Source organism: Bacillus sp. BML-BC051 (assembly GCF_019656175.1).
In the GTDB taxonomy this organism is placed as follows: Bacteria; Bacillota; Bacilli; order Bacillales; family Bacillaceae_G; genus Bacillus_A; species Bacillus_A mobilis.
Genome location: NZ_BPLI01000004.1, coordinates 12,575 through 29,398, shown reverse-complemented (window position 1 = coordinate 29,398; position 16,824 = coordinate 12,575). Strand labels below are relative to the sequence as shown.

Genomic DNA, 16,824 nt, shown 5'->3' with positions numbered 1-16,824 from the left:
ATGAAAAAAGTGCCTATATTAAATGATATAGGCACTTTTCTATTATTTGAAAAGAAAAAGGATGAATATCAATTTTGACAAAAGCACCTGAAATCCCCAGTATGTACGGTTACTTAAGGCGTAATTTTACATGTTAGTAATGATGTCACTGTTTCTGCACAACTTCTGCACATACTTTGATGATTTCTATGTAATGATATATTCATTAAGTGAAATATTTCACAAAAGATGAAATGTATTTTCACTTTGGTGTATGCATAACTAACACATACATCGATACAAGATTGTCTCTTATTATTCTTTTACATCAAAGCCCACATTACACTACGAAGTATAACAAGAAGGGGACAGGAACATGAATAATCGATTTTTAAAACAAATACAAAATGTGAAAATGAACAAAAAAAGTCTAGGAGTTGTTGCATTAACAGCCGGAATTATTGGCTCCACACTTATTCCTCAAAATGCATACGCGCACGGTTTTGTTGAAAAGCCTGGCAGCCGATCTGCTTTATGTAGTCCAACTTATGGCGCACTAAATGTAAACTGCGGAAGTGTTATGTATGAACCGCAAAGCTTAGAAGCACCAAAAGGATTCCCGCAAGGTGGCCCAGTTGATGGACAAATCGCTTCTGCAGGCGGAAAATTTGGCGGTATTTTAGATCAACAAACTGAAAATCGTTGGTTTAAAAATACAATCACAGGCGGAGAAAATAGTTTTACTTGGAAATATACAGCGCCTCACTTAACGAGTAAATGGCATTACTATATTACCAAAAAAGGATGGAACTCAAATAAATCGCTTACAAGAGCAGATTTTGAACCAATTGGAACTGTACAACATGATGGTTCTGCAGCCTCAAATCATTTAACTCACAAAGTTAATGTACCTACTGATAGAAGTGGATACCATGTGATTTTAGCAGTATGGGATGTAGCTGATACAGCAAATGCATTCTATAATGTTATTGATGTTAATCTTATCAATGATGTGAAACCAGATATAGAAGCTCCAAGTAGTCCAAATGGAATTCAGGCACAAAAAGTAACAGCGAATAGTATAGAACTAACATGGAACTCTTCTACGGATAATGTAGGGGTAAAAGGGTATCAAATCTTCCGTAACGGAGAGATGATTGACACAGTACCAGGAACTCATTTTATTGATAAAAAATTACAAGCGAGTACAGAGTATTCTTATATTGTAAAAGCGATCGACGCAGCTGGGAATGTATCGAAAGAAAGCCAATCGCTTACAGTAAAAACAACTGTTGAGACTCCTGATACAGAAGCACCAACACAACCAAAAGGATTACATAGTATGGGAACGACAGCGTCAAGTGTGGATCTAATGTGGAGTCCTTCTGACGATAATATTGGTGTAGACCATTACGATATTTATAGAGAAACAGAAGGATCAATGAAAAAGATTGCAACATCCAATGCGACTTCTTATATGGATAAAAATTTACTTCCTAATACTACTTATAAATATGTAGTGAAAGCTGTTGATGTAGCTGGAAATGAATCCGTACAGAGTGATATATTCGTAATTACCACAAAAACTGAAAGCGCTTCATATGAAGAGTGGGATGCGAAGAAAGCATACGAAAAGGGAGATAGAGTACTACACGAAGGAAAAGTATATGAAGCAGTCCAGGGTTATAAAGGAAATGGGGATCCAAACTGGATTTATGCCTTATCATTATGGAAAACAGTGTAAGTTTTATCTAGGTATAAACTAAGAGAGGTTGGGCTTTGATGCAAAAGGAAATATTGAGAATTTACTTTTCTATTAATAAATAAGGGTAGTATATGAATTCATATATTACCCTTTTTATTATGATAATACTTTCGTCATAAGAACGTGTGGAATGCCATCTTCCATAAATACATCTGAAGAAGTTTGATAACCTAGTTTTGTATAAAATCCTTCAGCTTGTGTTTGACCGTGTAGTTTTACTTTTGTTGCTTCTTTGTCACGAGCAATTTCTTCCAACGCCTTGATTATTACTTTTCCTAATCCATATTTACGGTAGTCTTTTAAAATACAGATGCGTTCTAATTTTCCTGTGCCGTCAACAAATCGGATACGACCTGTACCTACAGGAAGCTCGTTATAATAAACTAAAACATGTTTACATTTCTCACCGATTTCATCGAATGTATCGAATTCATCTTCAAGAGGGACATTTTGTTCTTTTACAAATACTTCTTTTCGAATATGAAAGGCAGTTTCTAAATCTGTAAGTTCTGTTATGAGTTTGGAGTGCAAATTATTCAGCCCTTTCTAGTGTGATGTGCTTTTGTTTTCATAGTATATCATAATACTACGCTATAAAGAAAAATATAAAAAGCTGACTGTAAGGATCAGCTTTCATTATAATTCCTTTATTCCGTTTTCAGTTCCGATAATCGCCTTACTAGCTATATTAACAAACAACCCTGTTTCAACTACGCCTGTAATCATTTTTAATTTGGTGTGTAAATTGGCGGGATTCGTTATATTTTGAGGGAATACGCAATCAATAATCACATTATTGTTATCGGTAATAAACGTTTCATTATTTTTTAAACGTAACGTTGTTTGACAACCTAAAGATCGAATTTTCCTTTCAGTTTGTTTCCATGAAAAAGGTGTAATTTCTACAGGTAATGGGAAAGTACCTAAATACGTTACGAGTTTTGATTCATCAGCAATGATAATTAGTTCTTTAGAAGATGAGGCAACGATTTTTTCACGAAGTAATGCGCCACCACCACCTTTTATAAGCTGTAAATTAGCATCAATTTCATCCGCTCCATCAATTGTAAGCTCAAGAATTTGTACGTCGTTTAACGAAATTAGAGGGATATTTAGTTGTTTAGCTAAAGCCTCTGTTTCTTTTGACGTTGGTACAGCTTGAAATGATAATCCTTCTTTTACACGCTCACCTAATTTTTTTATCGTCCAATATACAGTAGAACCTGTACCTAGCCCAACCGTCATTCCATCTTTTACAAAGTTAGCAGCATATTCTCCAGCGAGCTGTTTTAAATTCAGCATATTATTCTGCTGGACGTGGGCCTGCATCAAGGCCTGAATTTTCTACTGTAAGTATTGGGCGAACGACTATATCTTTATGTACGTGCATTTGGCATGATAAACGTAAGTGATCTTCAATTCCTTTTTCTGTAATCGCATTTTTTTCATTAGAACCAGCTTCACAAAACTCACCTGCTATTATTTCTACTCTACAAGTTGTACAGCGGGCTTTCCCGCCGCAGCGATGGAGAATGTGTACACCGTTATCTTCGATCGCTAATACTAACTTTGTGCCTTCTTTTACATCAAAAGTTCCCGCACCTTCAATTGTTAATTTTGGCAAATTTGTTCCTCCTCAAGTAAAATTGTACATAACATATTTATGACCGCGAATTATTGAACATAAACATAATTTTTTTATATGCCCCGTAACTTTTTTATTTGTTGAATCGTTAATTAAGTAAGCGCTGAAAAGGAGTGGTTATTTTGTGCACAAAAGTAACTCATATTTTAAAGAATCATATCGATATGAATCATTCAAATATAGACTTTTTAATTGAGCAATATGGAGAATTGAAAAGGTATTGTACATTTTTAACGAAAAACAAATGGGACGGCGAAGATCTTGCCCAAGAAACAGTGTGTAAAGTTATTCAAAAATATAGTAATAAAGATATTTGTAGGACGCTTGTATATAAAATAGCTCGAAATCGCTGGATAGACCAGATGAAATCAAAACTAGTTCATGAAAAAATAAAGGAACAAATTACTGTTGAAGAACCACAGGAGAACATTGCAGATTTGCATGAAATGGTAGGGAAAGTATTATCGTCACTAAATGTACAGCAGTCCACAATTTTTTTATTAAAGGATGTTTTTCAATATAGTATCGCTGATATTGCTAAAATATGTTCCGTATCAGAAGGTGCAGTGAAAGCTTCTTTATTTCGGAGTAGAAATAGGTTGAAAACTGTAAGTGAAGAAGGGATTGAGATAGTCGAATTCACAGATGATATTGAAGTTGTAGTAACGTCTATTCGTGAGGAAAAGCCGGAATTGTTAACAAAGCTTCTTCCGACAATAGATTTTACTAAGTTACCATCTAAACAGCCAGTCTTATTATTTAATGCAAAAAAACCTTCTTCCTACAGTTGTATGCTTTGCGCGGCATAACAATTATTGGAGGGATTAAAAATGAATGCAATTCCATATGTAGTAGAACAAACGAAATTAGGAGAACGTTCCTATGATATATATTCACGGTTATTAAAAGATCGCATTATTATTATCGGTTCAGAAATAAATGATCAAGTAGCAAGTAGTGTCGTAGCTCAATTATTATTTTTAGAAGCGGAAGATGCCGAGAAAGATATATTTTTATACATTAATAGCCCAGGTGGTTCAACGACAGCAGGTTTTGCCATATTAGATACGATGAATTTAATCAAACCAGATGTGCAAACACTATGCATGGGATTTGCAGCATCATTTGGTGCATTGTTATTATTATCAGGTGCAAAAGGGAAACGGTTTGCACTCCCTAATAGTGAAATTATGATTCATCAACCGCTTGGTGGTGCGCAAGGTCAAGCAACGGAAATTGAAATCACAGCAAAAAGGATATTGAAGTTAAAACATGATATTAATAAAATGATTGCAGAAAAAACGGGGCAATCGATTGAGAGAATAGCACATGATACAGAAAGAGATTATTTTATGACTGCAGAAGAAGCGAAGGCATATGGGATAGTAGATGATGTTGTTACGAAAAAATAAGATACAAACAGGCTAGAGGATATGTTAATCCTCTAGCCTGTTTTCTTAATCTTTTACCCATTCATCAACTAGCGCTTGATTCTTTTCGATCCATTTTCGTGCAGCTTCTTCAGGATCTTTCGTTTTATTTAACATGACCATTAATGTACCAAGTTGTTCATCGTTCATTTTCCATTTATCAAAGTATTTCACAATATCTGGATGATCTTTTTCGAAACCTTTACGAACAGAGTAATAAATGTCATCTTTTTCACCATATACTTTCTTAGGGTCTTTTAAATATTTTAAGTCAAATTCTGAAAAGCCCCAATGCGGATTCCAAAGCGTAACAGCGATTGGTTTCTTTTTCGTATATGCTTTCTTTAGTTCACTCATCATCGCAGCTTCAGAAGATTGGACAAGTTTTAGTTTTATATCATATTCCTTCATTGCTTTATTTGTTAAATTCATAAGACTACTACCAGGTTCGATTCCGACAATTTTGTTATCTAGCTCATCTTTATGAGCATTTAAATCTTCGATACTGTTTATGTTTTTCACATAAGAAGGGACGACTAAGCCTAGCCCAGTACCTTCATACCATTTGGATTTTAAGACAATATCATCTTTATAACGAGCATTTAGCGGTTTATCCGTAACGGGTAGCCATACTTCTAAATTCGCATCCACATCACCACGAGCAACGCCAGTCCAAATCGCAGCTTTTTCTAAATACATGAGTTCAACTTTATAGCCTTTTTGTTCTAGTAATACTTTCCACATGTTTGCAGTTGCAATATTTTCTTTCCAACTTGTTACACCAAGTTTAATTTTTCCTTTCGAATTTGCATTTGTTGCATTACATGAAGAGAAAATCATAGTAATAAATAATGCAAGACATATAAGCCATATTTTCTTTCTCATTGAAACCCTCCTAAGAAACGTTTGCGTTTTTAAATAAATGTATAAGTAAGCATTCTTATTATGAACGGAAACGAGAATTTTAAAGAAATCTTATGAATGTCATTTTTATGTAATATTTCTCTGCAAAATCGCAACACTATGTGAATAGATGGGTAGAAAAGGAGTAGTGACATGGATAATACAAAGGTGCGTGTTGAAAACGTAACAAAAGTATTTGGGAAACACCCGCAAAGAGCGCTGTCTTTATTAAAAGAAGGAAAAAGCAAATCGGAAATTTTGAAAGAGACAGGAATGAACGTTGGTGTAAAAAAGGCAACCTTTGAAGTATATACTGGAGAGATTTTCGTTATTATGGGTTTGTCTGGTAGCGGGAAATCTACGTTAGTTCGGATGTTAAACCAATTAATTAAACCAACAGCGGGGCATATATACATAGATGGTGAAGATATCGCAACGATGGGAAAAGAAGAGTTGCGAAGAGTGAGAAGAACGAAGATGAGTATGGTGTTTCAAAAGTTCGCTTTATTTCCACATCGTACAGTGATACAAAATGTTGCGTACGGTTTAGAAATTCAAGGAGTTCCAGTAGAGGAACGAGAGAATAAAGCGTTAGAATCGCTACAGTTAGTAGGACTTGATCATCATAAAGATAATTATCCAAGTCAACTTAGTGGCGGTATGCAGCAACGTGTTGGAATCGCAAGGGCATTAACAAATAATCCAGATGTATTGTTAATGGATGAGTCATTTAGTGCATTAGACCCACTGATTCGAAAAGAAATGCAAGATGAGCTGTTAGAATTACAAGATAAAATGGAGAAAACAATTATTTTTATTACACATGATTTAGATGAAGCTCTTCGAATTGGAGATCGTATCGCATTAATGAAAGATGGAGAGATTGTCCAAATTGGAACACCGGAAGAAATTATGATGAGTCCTGCCAATGAATTTGTAGAGAAATTCGTAGCGGATGTAAATTTAGGAAAAGTAATCACGGCGGAATCTATATTAAAACGACCGGAGACTTTATTAATTGATCGTGGACCGCGTGTAGCACTTCAAATTATGAGGAACGCTGGGGTTTCTACTGTGTATGTTGTTAACAAAAAGTATGAGTTTTTAGGGATATTAACGGCAGATGATGCGAGTAAAGCCGTTCAAAAACAGTGGCCAATTGCTGATTTATTACTTACCGATATCCCGCATGTGTATTTAGATACTTTACTTGAAGAAACGTATGCGAAAATGGCGGAGATGAAATATCCGTTACCAGTAATTGATGAGAAGAAAAGGCTTAGAGGAATTATTAAACGCGAAAGTGTCATTCAAGCTCTTGCAGGTAATATTGAGGAAGAGGTGAAAGACGATGAGTAGTATACCACGTATTCCATTAGGGGAATGGGTCGATTCATTTGTTGCAAGTTTATATGAGCACCTTGAAGGCTTATTCCGAGGATTCTCTTATATTATCGGTGGATTCGTTGATTTACTCACTAATTTTTTAACAATAATACCGGCCATATTGATGATTATTATCCTTTGTTTCCTCATTTGGTACACAACGAGAAAGGTATCTTTAATTATTTTTACACTGATCGGTTTATTATTTATTTTAAATATTAACTACTGGGCACAGACGATGCAAACATTAGCACTTGTACTTACGTCTGTTATTATTTCAATTATTGTAGGAATCCCAATCGGAATTTTAGCTTCTCAAAATGAACGATTCTCAAAATTTTTAAAACCGACATTAGACTTTATGCAAACAATGCCGGCTTTCGTATATCTTATTCCTGCAATTACATTTTTCGGAGTAGGTGTAGTGCCTGGGATTATCGCATCCGTAATCTTTGCAATGCCACCGACAATTCGTTTTACTGACTTAGGAATTAGACAAGTTCCAGAAGATTTAATTGAAGCAGCGAATGCGTTTGGCTCTACCGCATCACAAAAATTATTTAAAGTACAATTACCACTCGCAACTGGAACAATCATGGCTGGTGTGAACCAAAGTATAATGCTTTCTTTATCGATGGTAGTAACAGCATCTCTTGTAGGAGCACCAGGTCTTGGAGTTGATGTATACCGTTCTGTAACACAAGTTAATATTGGAATGGGATTTGAAGCCGGACTAGCTATTGTTGTCATTGCGATTATATTAGACCGCATTACACAAGGATTTCATCAAAAAAGAAGATAAAAGGAAAACACACTTTATTATACAAAGTGTGTTTTTTTGTTCAAAAAATTACATACGAACGATAACAGAACCGCCAGCTGGTGTGCAAACTTGGTTTTGTTGTTGTTCCATTGATTTAATTAATTGATTATTTTCGTCGATTAATGAGATTAGTTTCGCTAATTGACTTTCAAGACTTGCAATACGCTGCATCATATATTGTGAATCATGATGTAATGTATTCCTTACGGGATGGGGGGAATAAACATATTGTTGATTCATATTTGGATTCCAATAAGGATGCATTTAAATCGTTCCTCCTTAAATAAATTACGGATCTTTCTTATAGTAAATGCCTATGTATAATTAATGGTTACATGAAATTTTTTTATGATAAAAGGAGTATGTACATAAAATGGAAAATATTATATGTGAAGTTATAGTGCATTTTTTGGAAATATTGAAACGAGATAGTGCATATATTAATACATTCAAGTAAATGTATGTTATTTAGGGAGAAATGATGGGAGGAAATGCAATTTTGGCTAAAAATAAAAAAAGAAATGATGCTTTGGCAATAGGTGTCGGTATAGGGGTTGTAATCGGCGTGTTTCAAGGGTTTTTTACTAATAATTTAGTAATCGGAATTGTGATTGGGATTATAATTGGGATTGCGTTTTTGAAGAAATAATGAGGTGTAAATTCATTTCAAAAATTGCTGTATCAAAAGAATGAAAATTCGGAATATCAAACCTGTTTTTCCTTTTTTTGTGATATTATATATAAAAAGGATGGTGATGGATATGTCAACAAACAATCAAGTAGAACAAAACTGCTTCATTTGCGAAAAACATAAAGGAAATATTATAGTTCCAGGTGGAGCTATTTACGAAGATGAACTCGTTTACGTTGGACATGTCCACTGGGATAGTGAAGAAACATACCTTGGTTATGTAATGATAGATATAAAAAGACATATACCTGGTCTTGCTGAACTAACAGATGAGGAAGCGAAAACGTTCGGACTTATAACAAGTAGAGTAAGTAAAGCGTTAAAAGAAAGCGAAGGTGCAGAGCATATTTACACTTTTGTTTCAGGAAATGGTGTACCACATATGCACATGCACATCATACCGCGTTATCCAAATACACCCAAAGAATTTTGGTCACCAACTGAAGTAGCGAAATGGACTGATGCGCCATATGGTGACGAAGAGAAAATTAAAAAAATATGTGAAAGAATACGAAAGTATATGGTAAATGAGTATGCATACAACAAATAATAGACAATATTCATGGGTTGGAAATACAGAAATGTGTTTAGGAGAAATTTCAGTTAAACAATATGGTGACACTGTACTTGGAAAATACGGCGGGAATATAAGCGCCGGAGCAAAAAAGAACGAAGATGGTGCGTTAGTTTGGTCAAATGGTGATTGGGAATTAGCAGCTATTTTAGATGGACATAATAGTGCGGAAAGTGTTGATTTAGTAGTAAATACAATCCAAAAAGAATATGAAAATATAAAAGTAATGATGAATGAATCGATTGATACAGTATTTCGATCTGTTGAAAATCATCTACTTACAATCTTTCAATCCCTCTCATTTAAAGAAAAGTGCAAAAGAGTAAAAGGGGAAACAGCGTGCTTAATATGTGTAAGAAAAGAAAACTACATATGGTGGTTATCTATTGGTGATTGTTTAGTTTATGTATTTCATGAAGAGTTACATAAGTTAGGACAATATGCATTAAATCAACGTCATTTTTACGAATGGATTGGAAATGTAAACACATTTGATTTACCTGTTCCTTGTTATTCAACAGGCATTCGTGAATTACGTAATGGAAAGAATCGAATTGTAATGGTGACAGATGGAGTATTAGAATGCGGGGAACGTCGGTATGAAACTCCTGTAAATCTGTATAGTGATATGAATAGAAATGAGATAGAACTTCACGAAAGTGTACATTATGTATTAGAACATGTTCATCATCAATTCGGACGAGATAGTGCGACAATTATTAGTTGGGACGTTGAAAACAAAGAGAATGCTACATATCCGAGTAATCAGCCGGGTAAAAAGTAAAGGAGGAGACATCACTGTTTTTAGTTAAAGGGATTTTATTAGTAATATGGATCATATTTGTAGTTATTTTGGAAAAAGTAGTGAGGAAAAAATTAAATATACCGAAACAAATAGACTGGAATAGAAAATATGTAAACAACTCTCATAAATGGGGTACTAGGGTTCTTATCATTTCTTATATAATTGTTACGATGATATGTGCCACTTTAAATCCCATTTATATTAGTAATTTACCCATATTATTTTTAATAACTTTATACTGCTTTCAATCATATATGGAGTGGAAATATGATAAAGAATCAAGGGAATATGTCATTTCTTTAGGAACAGTTCCATTATTAATAATAACAGGAATTATGTTTAATCTCTTCTTTTATAGTTATTGGATTTAATCATATGTGGAATGAATGGGGAGACAAAATGAAAATACCTAAATTACGTGCTGAAGTAATAATTTTAAATGAATATCATTCTAAAGTACTTGTACAATGTGATTTAAGTGAAACATTTTATCGTTTTCCAGGCGGTTCTATTGAATTTGGTGAAACAGCAAAAGAAGCAATAATGCGAGAATTAATGGAAGAATACGATTTGAAGATTGATGTTCAAGAATTAGCAGTTATAAATGAGGATATTTTTGAGTGGAACAACGAAAAAAGACATCATTGCACATTGATACATAGGGGGACTGTTCAAGAGAGAATTATAAAGGAAATAAGACATAAAGAATATGAAGATATTATATTAACTTGGAAAAGTATAAATGAATTAATGGAGAAGCCCACATATCCTGAAGGGATTATAAGCTATTTAGAAGAGGATAACCGTAATATAGTCCACTTTATTTCTAAAAATAAATAAAGTAATAGGAGGGGAACAACAATGAGTACCTCTACAATCTTGATTATTATTATTGGACTGGCTATAGGTGGTTACTTTTTAGAACAGTTTTTAAGAAGAAAGTTGAAAGTGGAAAAAAGAGGGATATTTGGATGTAAGCATGTGAATAGTTTACATGTAAAATTGGAAATAGGGCTTATTATTATTTATGTAATAGGTAGTTGTTATTATATGTTTGAATTTGAAAACGCTAAAATGGCTTATGTCATGTTCACTTATTTAGGGATATCATGGACTTTAAGAGCATGGATGGAATGGAAATATGATAGAAAATCAAAAGAATATATACTTTCTATAACGGGAATGATTGCATTTATATTGATGCTCTCAATACTAGTTTATTTCGTTCCACCTGCTGCATAATAAGGTGATTATTGATGGTACAAATCAATAGTTAACTAATAAATAAGAAACCATTTAGTAGTAAATGGTTTCTTATTTAAATTTATCATTTATTTTAGCTAAAATGGATGTAACGAAATTTGTTTTATCTTCAGCATATCGATGTTTATCATTAGGATTAGCTTGTGAAAGTAGAATCTTTAACTGTTCATACTGTATACGAGAAGTTTTGTTGTCAATTAAGTAATCTCTGAATTGTAATTGTTCTATTAAATATGTATTGCCTTGTTCATACATATGAATTTGATGAGTTCGTGGATCTCCTTTATTAAAATAATATCGTTCAGGCAGTACATCTTTTCTGTATTTATAGTTTAGCAGTTCTAATTTATTAATACATTTTAAACCGTCCTTATACTCATTTAGTTCGATTGCAATATCAATAACTGGCTTTGCACTTAGATGTGGAATAGAGGTACTACCAATATGGTGTATCGCTAAAATATGTTCGCCAATTTGTTCCTCAATGAATTGTTTCTCTTTTATAAACTCAATTTCCCATTCTTCAGTCCACGGAACTAAAAATACTTTTCCATACGGTAAACCTAACATTTAATTAGCACCTCTTTCAAAATGGTTTTCAAAAAGTCTATTACATTTTCTTAAAGCTTCTTAACACAAGGTATTCCCACAATCTCCATGGAAGAATCTTCTTCGCAAAAATCATAAATTTTACACCTTTTCCAATCGGATATCGTAATTTCGTACGCTTCGATTCAGCAATTTCTACGATTTTATTAGAAACATCTATCGGATTACCAAATGTATCACTGCCGCTATTAATATGTTTTTGTATTTTATCCATATATTCATTGTAAGGAGAAGTAGTTTCAGATTGGTTTGTAGCTAGTTGTTTACCTACTTCCCAAATATTTGTGTTATAAGAACCTGGTTCCACTAAAACAACATCTATTCCGAACGGTTTTACTTCTAAACGAAGGGATTCACTCCAGCCTTCTAACGCATATTTTGAAGAAACGTAAGGGGATAGACCAGGAAATCCAACTTGACCACTAATGCTGCTTATATTAATGATTTTCCCACTTTTTTGTATTCTCATATAAGGTAAAACAAGCTGAGTGATTGATATAGCCCCAAAAAGATTCGTTTCAAATTGTTTACGGTATTCCTCTACCGGAATCTCTTCTACAAAGCCCCCATGTGCATATCCTGCGTTATTAATCAGTAGGTCTACTTTGTTTATTTCTTTTAAATATAATTGAAAGTTATGTATTGAGTTTTGATCGGTTACATCTAATTGTTGAACTGTTATGTTTTTCTGCAAGTTGAGTTGAGTAGCTTGAGAAATTAAGTTCACTTGTTTTTCAAGGTTTCGCATTGTAGCTATGACTAAATAGTCTTTTTTCGCAAGCTCAAGTGTTGTTAAAAGACCGAAACCGCTTGAAGCCCCGGTTATAACTGCGATTTTTTTATCCATTTTCCGCCAGCTTTCTTTTTCTTTTATCATAACGAGTTATGAAAAGAAAATCTATTACTCTTACATTCGTTTTGAGAGCAATACCGTTAATTCTATTTTAAAAGAGGGAATCATACGGACTCAGCGTATATAAAGAAGTGAGTATGAATACGTTAATGAAATGAGGGAATAAAAATGGCCCATGTGAAAGATGTTTTAGCAGATCAATTATTAGCGAATGCAAACGACCCCAGTTGGTATATTCCATTTTCAGATGCAGTGAAAGATCTATCTGAGAGAGAAGCTTTCTGGAAACCGAATGAAGAGAGTAATAGTATAGCTGAAATCGTACAACATTTACTGTATTGGAACTCTACGTGGCAAACTAGGTATAAAGAATCAAATGTGAATGCAGTACCCGCTATAGGAGATAATAACAAAAGTTTTATGCTTTCAGATAATCAATCTTTCGATGAGTTAAGAGAAAAACTACTAGAGAAACTGTTACAATGGCAAAAGCTTATAGATGAAGAGAAGGTTGAAAATGATGTAGTTGGATTTCCTGTTTCTGCAAAGTGGTGGGAAATATTAGCGAATGTAACGACTCATAATGCTTATCATATTGGTCAAATTATTTACATTCGAAAATTACAGAAAAGTTTTGATAATGAATAAGATCATAATTCTCAAATTAGGTGAACAAAAGTGGACAAAACGAGACACCTGTCTCATTTTGTCCACTTTTTTATTGTGAAAGAAAAGAGAAAATCTATTAAATCAAGGATTAGAATTTGGCACAGTACTTGCAATATAAAAGATGAACAAGAAAATAGGAGGGCTGAACATGTTAAAAACAACTGAAAGTAAAGGGAATGAAATTACGAAAGAACAAGCTCGTTGGATGTATGAAAAAATGTTAGAAATTCGTAAGTTTGAAGATAAGGTACATGAATTGTTCGCGCAAGGCGTTTTGCCAGGTTTCGTTCATTTATACGCAGGTGAAGAAGCGGTAGCGGTTGGTGTATGTGCCCACTTAACAGATAGTGACAGTATTACTAGTACGCATAGAGGACATGGGCATTGTATCGCAAAAGGCTGTGACTTAAATGGGATGATGGCTGAACTTTTTGGGAAAGTGACAGGGTTATGTAAAGGTAAAGGCGGTTCCATGCATATTGCCGATTTAAATAAAGGAATGCTTGGTGCAAATGGCATTGTAGGCGGAGGTTTTCCACTTGCTTGCGGTTCAGCATTAACAGCTAAATATAAAGGAACGAAAGATGTGAGTGTTTGTTTCTTCGGTGACGGAGCAAATAATGAAGGGACATTCCATGAAGGGGTTAATTTAGCGGCGATTTGGAAGTTACCAGTTATTTTTATTGCAGAAAATAACGGTTACGGTGAAGCAACAACATTTGAATATGCTTCAAGTTGTGATTCCATTGCCGATCGGGCGAAAGCTTATAATATTCCAGGTGTTCAAGTAGATGGAAAAGATTTACTTGCAGTATATAAAGCAGCTGAAGAAGCGGTGGAGCGCGCACGTAATGGCGGTGGTCCAACAATAATTGAATGTATGACATATCGCAATTATGGTCATTTCGAAGGTGAAGCGCAAACATATAAAACTTCAGAAGAAAAAGAAGAACATTTAAATGAAAAAGATGCGATTGTGAATTTCCGTAAGCATTTAATTCATGAAGCTTTATTAACTGAATCTGAACTTGTGGATATGGAAAAGGCAGTAGATGAAGCAGTACAAAAATCAATTGAATTTAGTGAAAATAGTCCATATCCAGAGGATGAAGAATTATTAAAAGATGTATACGTTTCTTACAAATAAGAGGAGGGTGAAAAATAATGACTAGAACAGTAAGTATGTCAACTGCAATCAATGAAGCGATGAAAATATCAATGCGTCGTGATGAAAATGTAATTTTAATCGGAGAAGACGTTGCAGGCGGTGCACAAGTGGATCACTTGCAAGATGATGAAGCTTGGGGCGGTGTACTCGGCGTTACGAAAGGGCTTGTACAAGAATTTGGTCGGAATCGTATTTTAGATACTCCAATTTCTGAAGCAGGTTATATGGGAGCAGCAATGGCAGCTGCGGCAACGGGATTACGTCCGATTGCTGAATTAATGTTTAATGATTTTATTGGAAGCTGTCTTGATCAAGTATTAAACCAAGGTGCAAAATTCCGTTATATGTTCGGTGGTAAAGCGAAAGTGCCAGTTACAGTACGTACGATGCATGGTGCTGGTTTTAGTGCAGCGGCACAGCATTCACAAAGTTTATACGCTTTATTTACGAGCATTCCAGGTATTAAAGTTGTCGTTCCTTCCACTCCATATGACGCAAAAGGCTTATTATTAGCAGCAATTGAAGATGACGATCCAGTAATCTTCTTTGAAGATAAAACACTTTACAATATGAAAGGCGAAGTACCAGAAGGGTACTATACAATTCCTTTAGGAAAAGCAGATATTAAACGCGAAGGTTCTGATGTAACAATCGTCGCAATTGGAAAACAAGTTCATACAGCACTTGCAGCTGCTGAGCAATTATCGAAAAAGGGACTTGAAGTAGAAGTAATCGATCCACGTTCTTTATCACCACTGGATGAAGATACGATTTTAGCATCTGTTGAAAAAACAAATCGCCTAATTGTTATTGACGAAGCAAATCCAAGATGTAGTATCGCAACAGATATTGCAGCAATAGTAGCGGATAAAGGATTCGATATGTTAGATGCACCTATTAAACGAATTACAGCACCACATACACCAGTTCCGTTCTCTCCACCACTTGAAAAGTTGTATTTGCCAACGCCGGAGAAAGTAATTGAAACTGTATCAGAAATGATTGGAGACCAATCTTTATTACATGTGTAATGAAACGATGAGAAGGGAGCGATAACCATGGCTGTAGAAGTTGTAATGCCAAAGTTAGGTATGGCGATGAAAGAAGGTATTATTACGAGCTGGAATGTTAAAACAGGCGATAATGTGGCTAAAGGTGAACTAATTGCTAGTATTAACTCGGAAAAAATCGAAACGGAAATAGAGGCACCAGCTGATGGAACTGTTCTTGATATAGCTGTAAGTGAAGATGAGGGAGTTCCACCTGGCACTGTAATTTGCTATATCGGTAAGCAGAATGAAAAAGTAGAAGTCCATGAAAGTACAAATGTTGTAGAAGAAAAAATACCTAATTTAGAATCTAAAAATGTACAACATCCAGAAACATATGCGAAAGAAGTAGCAAAACAAAGAATCAAAATTTCACCTGTAGCGAAGAAAATTGCAAAGTCTGAAAATCTAGATATCAAGGCATTAGTTGGTACAGGTCCTGGCGGAAGAATTACAAAGGTAGATGTGTTAAAGGTGCTTGAAGAAAGAGTGACGATTCCAGAAATATTTGAACAAGAAGAAAGTAAAGTAATTCCGGTGACTGGTATGCGAAAAGCAATCGCAAACCGTATGCATGCAAGCTTACAAAATAGTGCGCAATTAACATTAACGATGAAAGTAGATGTGACAGATTTACTTGCTTTACATAAAGACATAGCGGAAGTTGTACAAAAACGATACGATAACAATCTAACCATTACAGATTTCGTTTCTCGTGCTGTTGTATTAGCGCTTAGAGAGCATAAAGAAATGAATAGCGCTTATATAGATGATGCAATTCATCAATTTGAACATGTTCATTTAGGTATGGCAGTCGCGTTAGAAAAAGGATTAGTTGTTCCGGCTATACGCTTTGCTAATAATCTATCTGTAGTAGAGTTATCTAAAGAGATTAAGAATGTGGCACAAAAGGCACGAGCAGGCAGTTTAAGTAGTGATGATATGCAAGGGACAACATTTACAATTAGTAATTTAGGTAGCTTTGGGATTGAATATTTTACGCCAGTATTAAATACGCCGGAAACTGGTATTTTAGGTGTAGGTGCAATTGAACATGTTCCACTATATAAAGGAAAGAAAATAAAAAAAGGGAGTATGTTACCTTTAAGTTTAACATTCGATCATCGTGTATTAGATGGTGCACCAGCAGCTGCATTTTTACGCACAATTAAACGTTATTTAGAAGAACCTGTAACAATTCTTTTATAAAGA

At 34.5% G+C, this 16,824-nt stretch carries 22 protein-coding genes; 15 read left to right on the top strand and 7 right to left on the bottom strand.

What is annotated here, in order from left to right; translation table 11 throughout:
• Positions 1 to 355: 355 nt before the first annotated feature.
• Positions 356 to 1,723, top strand: a complete 1,368-nt coding sequence (locus tag K5S59_RS01255) for a lytic polysaccharide monooxygenase (RefSeq protein WP_120450311.1) — start codon at positions 356 to 358, stop codon at positions 1,721 to 1,723.
• A 117-nt stretch (positions 1,724 to 1,840) separates the two neighbouring features.
• Here K5S59_RS01255 and K5S59_RS01250 read toward each other — a convergent pair whose 3' ends face one another.
• The 3 genes from K5S59_RS01250 to K5S59_RS01240 form a co-directional block, all read right to left on the bottom strand.
• Positions 1,841 to 2,275, bottom strand: a complete 435-nt coding sequence (locus K5S59_RS01250) for a GNAT family N-acetyltransferase (protein WP_000555723.1) — start codon at positions 2,273 to 2,275, stop codon at positions 1,841 to 1,843.
• 105 nt (positions 2,276 to 2,380) lie between these two features.
• Positions 2,381 to 3,043 (bottom strand): ribose 5-phosphate isomerase A, encoded by a 663-nt coding sequence (gene rpiA / locus K5S59_RS01245; protein WP_033656356.1) that lies wholly within the window; start codon positions 3,041 to 3,043, stop codon positions 2,381 to 2,383.
• Between the two features lie 4 nt (positions 3,044 to 3,047).
• On the bottom strand, positions 3,048 to 3,368 hold the full coding sequence (locus tag K5S59_RS01240) for a 2Fe-2S iron-sulfur cluster-binding protein (RefSeq protein WP_001125374.1): 321 nt from the start codon (positions 3,366 to 3,368) through the stop codon (positions 3,048 to 3,050).
• 143 nt (positions 3,369 to 3,511) lie between these two features.
• Between K5S59_RS01240 and K5S59_RS01235 the strand changes: the two genes are divergently transcribed.
• Complete coding sequence (locus tag K5S59_RS01235; RefSeq protein WP_000337483.1) at positions 3,512 to 4,198, top strand: RNA polymerase subunit sigma-70; 687 nt, start codon at positions 3,512 to 3,514, stop codon at positions 4,196 to 4,198.
• Between the two features lie 21 nt (positions 4,199 to 4,219).
• Complete coding sequence (clpP, locus tag K5S59_RS01230; protein ID WP_000991615.1) at positions 4,220 to 4,801, top strand: ATP-dependent Clp endopeptidase proteolytic subunit ClpP; 582 nt, start codon at positions 4,220 to 4,222, stop codon at positions 4,799 to 4,801.
• Between the two features lie 45 nt (positions 4,802 to 4,846).
• On the opposite strand, the gene K5S59_RS01225 is transcribed toward clpP, so the two are convergent.
• A complete protein-coding gene (locus tag K5S59_RS01225; protein ID WP_001227643.1) occupies positions 4,847 to 5,704 on the bottom strand; it encodes a glycine betaine ABC transporter substrate-binding protein in 858 nt (285 codons plus the stop codon).
• 171 nt (positions 5,705 to 5,875) lie between these two features.
• On the opposite strand from K5S59_RS01225, the gene K5S59_RS01220 reads away from it, so the two are divergent.
• Positions 5,876 to 7,081, top strand: a complete 1,206-nt coding sequence (locus tag K5S59_RS01220; protein WP_000370614.1) for a quaternary amine ABC transporter ATP-binding protein — start codon at positions 5,876 to 5,878, stop codon at positions 7,079 to 7,081.
• Positions 7,074 to 7,910, top strand: a complete 837-nt coding sequence (locus K5S59_RS01215) for an ABC transporter permease (RefSeq protein ID WP_000095064.1) — start codon at positions 7,074 to 7,076, stop codon at positions 7,908 to 7,910. The genes K5S59_RS01220 and K5S59_RS01215 overlap by 8 nt, the downstream gene beginning before the upstream one ends.
• Before the next feature lie 48 nt (positions 7,911 to 7,958).
• On the opposite strand, the gene K5S59_RS01210 is transcribed toward K5S59_RS01215, so the two are convergent.
• Complete coding sequence (locus K5S59_RS01210; RefSeq protein ID WP_000553814.1) at positions 7,959 to 8,195, bottom strand: hypothetical protein; 237 nt, start codon at positions 8,193 to 8,195, stop codon at positions 7,959 to 7,961.
• Between the two features lie 217 nt (positions 8,196 to 8,412).
• Here K5S59_RS01210 and K5S59_RS01205 point away from each other — a divergent pair, with 217 nt between their 5' ends.
• From K5S59_RS01205 to K5S59_RS01180, 6 genes are all read left to right on the top strand, one after another.
• Positions 8,413 to 8,580 (top strand): glycine zipper domain-containing protein, encoded by a 168-nt coding sequence (locus tag K5S59_RS01205; RefSeq protein WP_000509285.1) that lies wholly within the window; start codon positions 8,413 to 8,415, stop codon positions 8,578 to 8,580.
• 112 nt (positions 8,581 to 8,692) lie between these two features.
• Positions 8,693 to 9,172: an HIT family protein gene (locus K5S59_RS01200; RefSeq protein ID WP_000106233.1), complete on the top strand. Its 480-nt coding sequence runs from the start codon at positions 8,693 to 8,695 to the stop codon at positions 9,170 to 9,172.
• Positions 9,156 to 9,980, top strand: a complete 825-nt coding sequence (locus tag K5S59_RS01195; RefSeq protein ID WP_000557588.1) for a PP2C family serine/threonine-protein phosphatase — start codon at positions 9,156 to 9,158, stop codon at positions 9,978 to 9,980. The genes K5S59_RS01200 and K5S59_RS01195 overlap by 17 nt, the downstream gene beginning before the upstream one ends.
• Positions 9,981 to 10,048: 68 nt before the next feature.
• The gene (locus K5S59_RS01190) at positions 10,049 to 10,372 is read left to right on the top strand and encodes a DUF4181 domain-containing protein (RefSeq protein WP_080000136.1); all 324 of its coding nucleotides are present in this window, start codon (positions 10,049 to 10,051) and stop codon (positions 10,370 to 10,372) included.
• Between the two features lie 28 nt (positions 10,373 to 10,400).
• A complete protein-coding gene (locus K5S59_RS01185; RefSeq protein WP_000701197.1) occupies positions 10,401 to 10,841 on the top strand; it encodes an NUDIX domain-containing protein in 441 nt (146 codons plus the stop codon).
• A gap of 21 nt (positions 10,842 to 10,862) precedes the next feature.
• On the top strand, positions 10,863 to 11,243 hold the full coding sequence (locus tag K5S59_RS01180) for a DUF4181 domain-containing protein (RefSeq protein ID WP_120450309.1): 381 nt from the start codon (positions 10,863 to 10,865) through the stop codon (positions 11,241 to 11,243).
• A gap of 72 nt (positions 11,244 to 11,315) precedes the next feature.
• Here the strand turns inward: K5S59_RS01180 and K5S59_RS01175 are convergent, their stop codons facing one another.
• Both K5S59_RS01175 and K5S59_RS01170 read right to left on the bottom strand, forming a co-directional pair.
• Positions 11,316 to 11,834: a GrpB family protein gene (locus tag K5S59_RS01175; RefSeq protein ID WP_000901203.1), complete on the bottom strand. Its 519-nt coding sequence runs from the start codon at positions 11,832 to 11,834 to the stop codon at positions 11,316 to 11,318.
• Between the two features lie 40 nt (positions 11,835 to 11,874).
• Positions 11,875 to 12,720, bottom strand: coding sequence for an oxidoreductase (locus K5S59_RS01170; protein WP_033656354.1), 846 nt, complete (start codon positions 12,718 to 12,720; stop codon positions 11,875 to 11,877).
• 174 nt (positions 12,721 to 12,894) lie between these two features.
• Between K5S59_RS01170 and K5S59_RS01165 the strand changes: the two genes are divergently transcribed.
• The 4 genes from K5S59_RS01165 (at position 12,895) to K5S59_RS01150 (ending at position 16,821) form a co-directional block, all read left to right on the top strand.
• Positions 12,895 to 13,374 carry a DinB family protein gene (locus K5S59_RS01165; protein WP_000951601.1) on the top strand — a complete coding sequence of 160 codons (480 nt, stop codon included), beginning with the start codon at positions 12,895 to 12,897 and terminating at the stop codon, positions 13,372 to 13,374.
• 169 nt (positions 13,375 to 13,543) lie between these two features.
• Positions 13,544 to 14,542 carry an acetoin:2,6-dichlorophenolindophenol oxidoreductase subunit alpha gene (acoA, locus tag K5S59_RS01160; protein WP_000921294.1) on the top strand — a complete coding sequence of 333 codons (999 nt, stop codon included), beginning with the start codon at positions 13,544 to 13,546 and terminating at the stop codon, positions 14,540 to 14,542.
• Between the two features lie 17 nt (positions 14,543 to 14,559).
• On the top strand, positions 14,560 to 15,594 hold the full coding sequence (gene acoB / locus K5S59_RS01155) for an acetoin:2,6-dichlorophenolindophenol oxidoreductase subunit beta (protein ID WP_000198895.1): 1,035 nt from the start codon (positions 14,560 to 14,562) through the stop codon (positions 15,592 to 15,594).
• 27 nt (positions 15,595 to 15,621) lie between these two features.
• Positions 15,622 to 16,821 carry a dihydrolipoamide acetyltransferase family protein gene (locus tag K5S59_RS01150; RefSeq protein ID WP_098259211.1) on the top strand — a complete coding sequence of 400 codons (1,200 nt, stop codon included), beginning with the start codon at positions 15,622 to 15,624 and terminating at the stop codon, positions 16,819 to 16,821.
• The last annotated feature ends 3 nt before the right edge of the window (positions 16,822 to 16,824 follow it).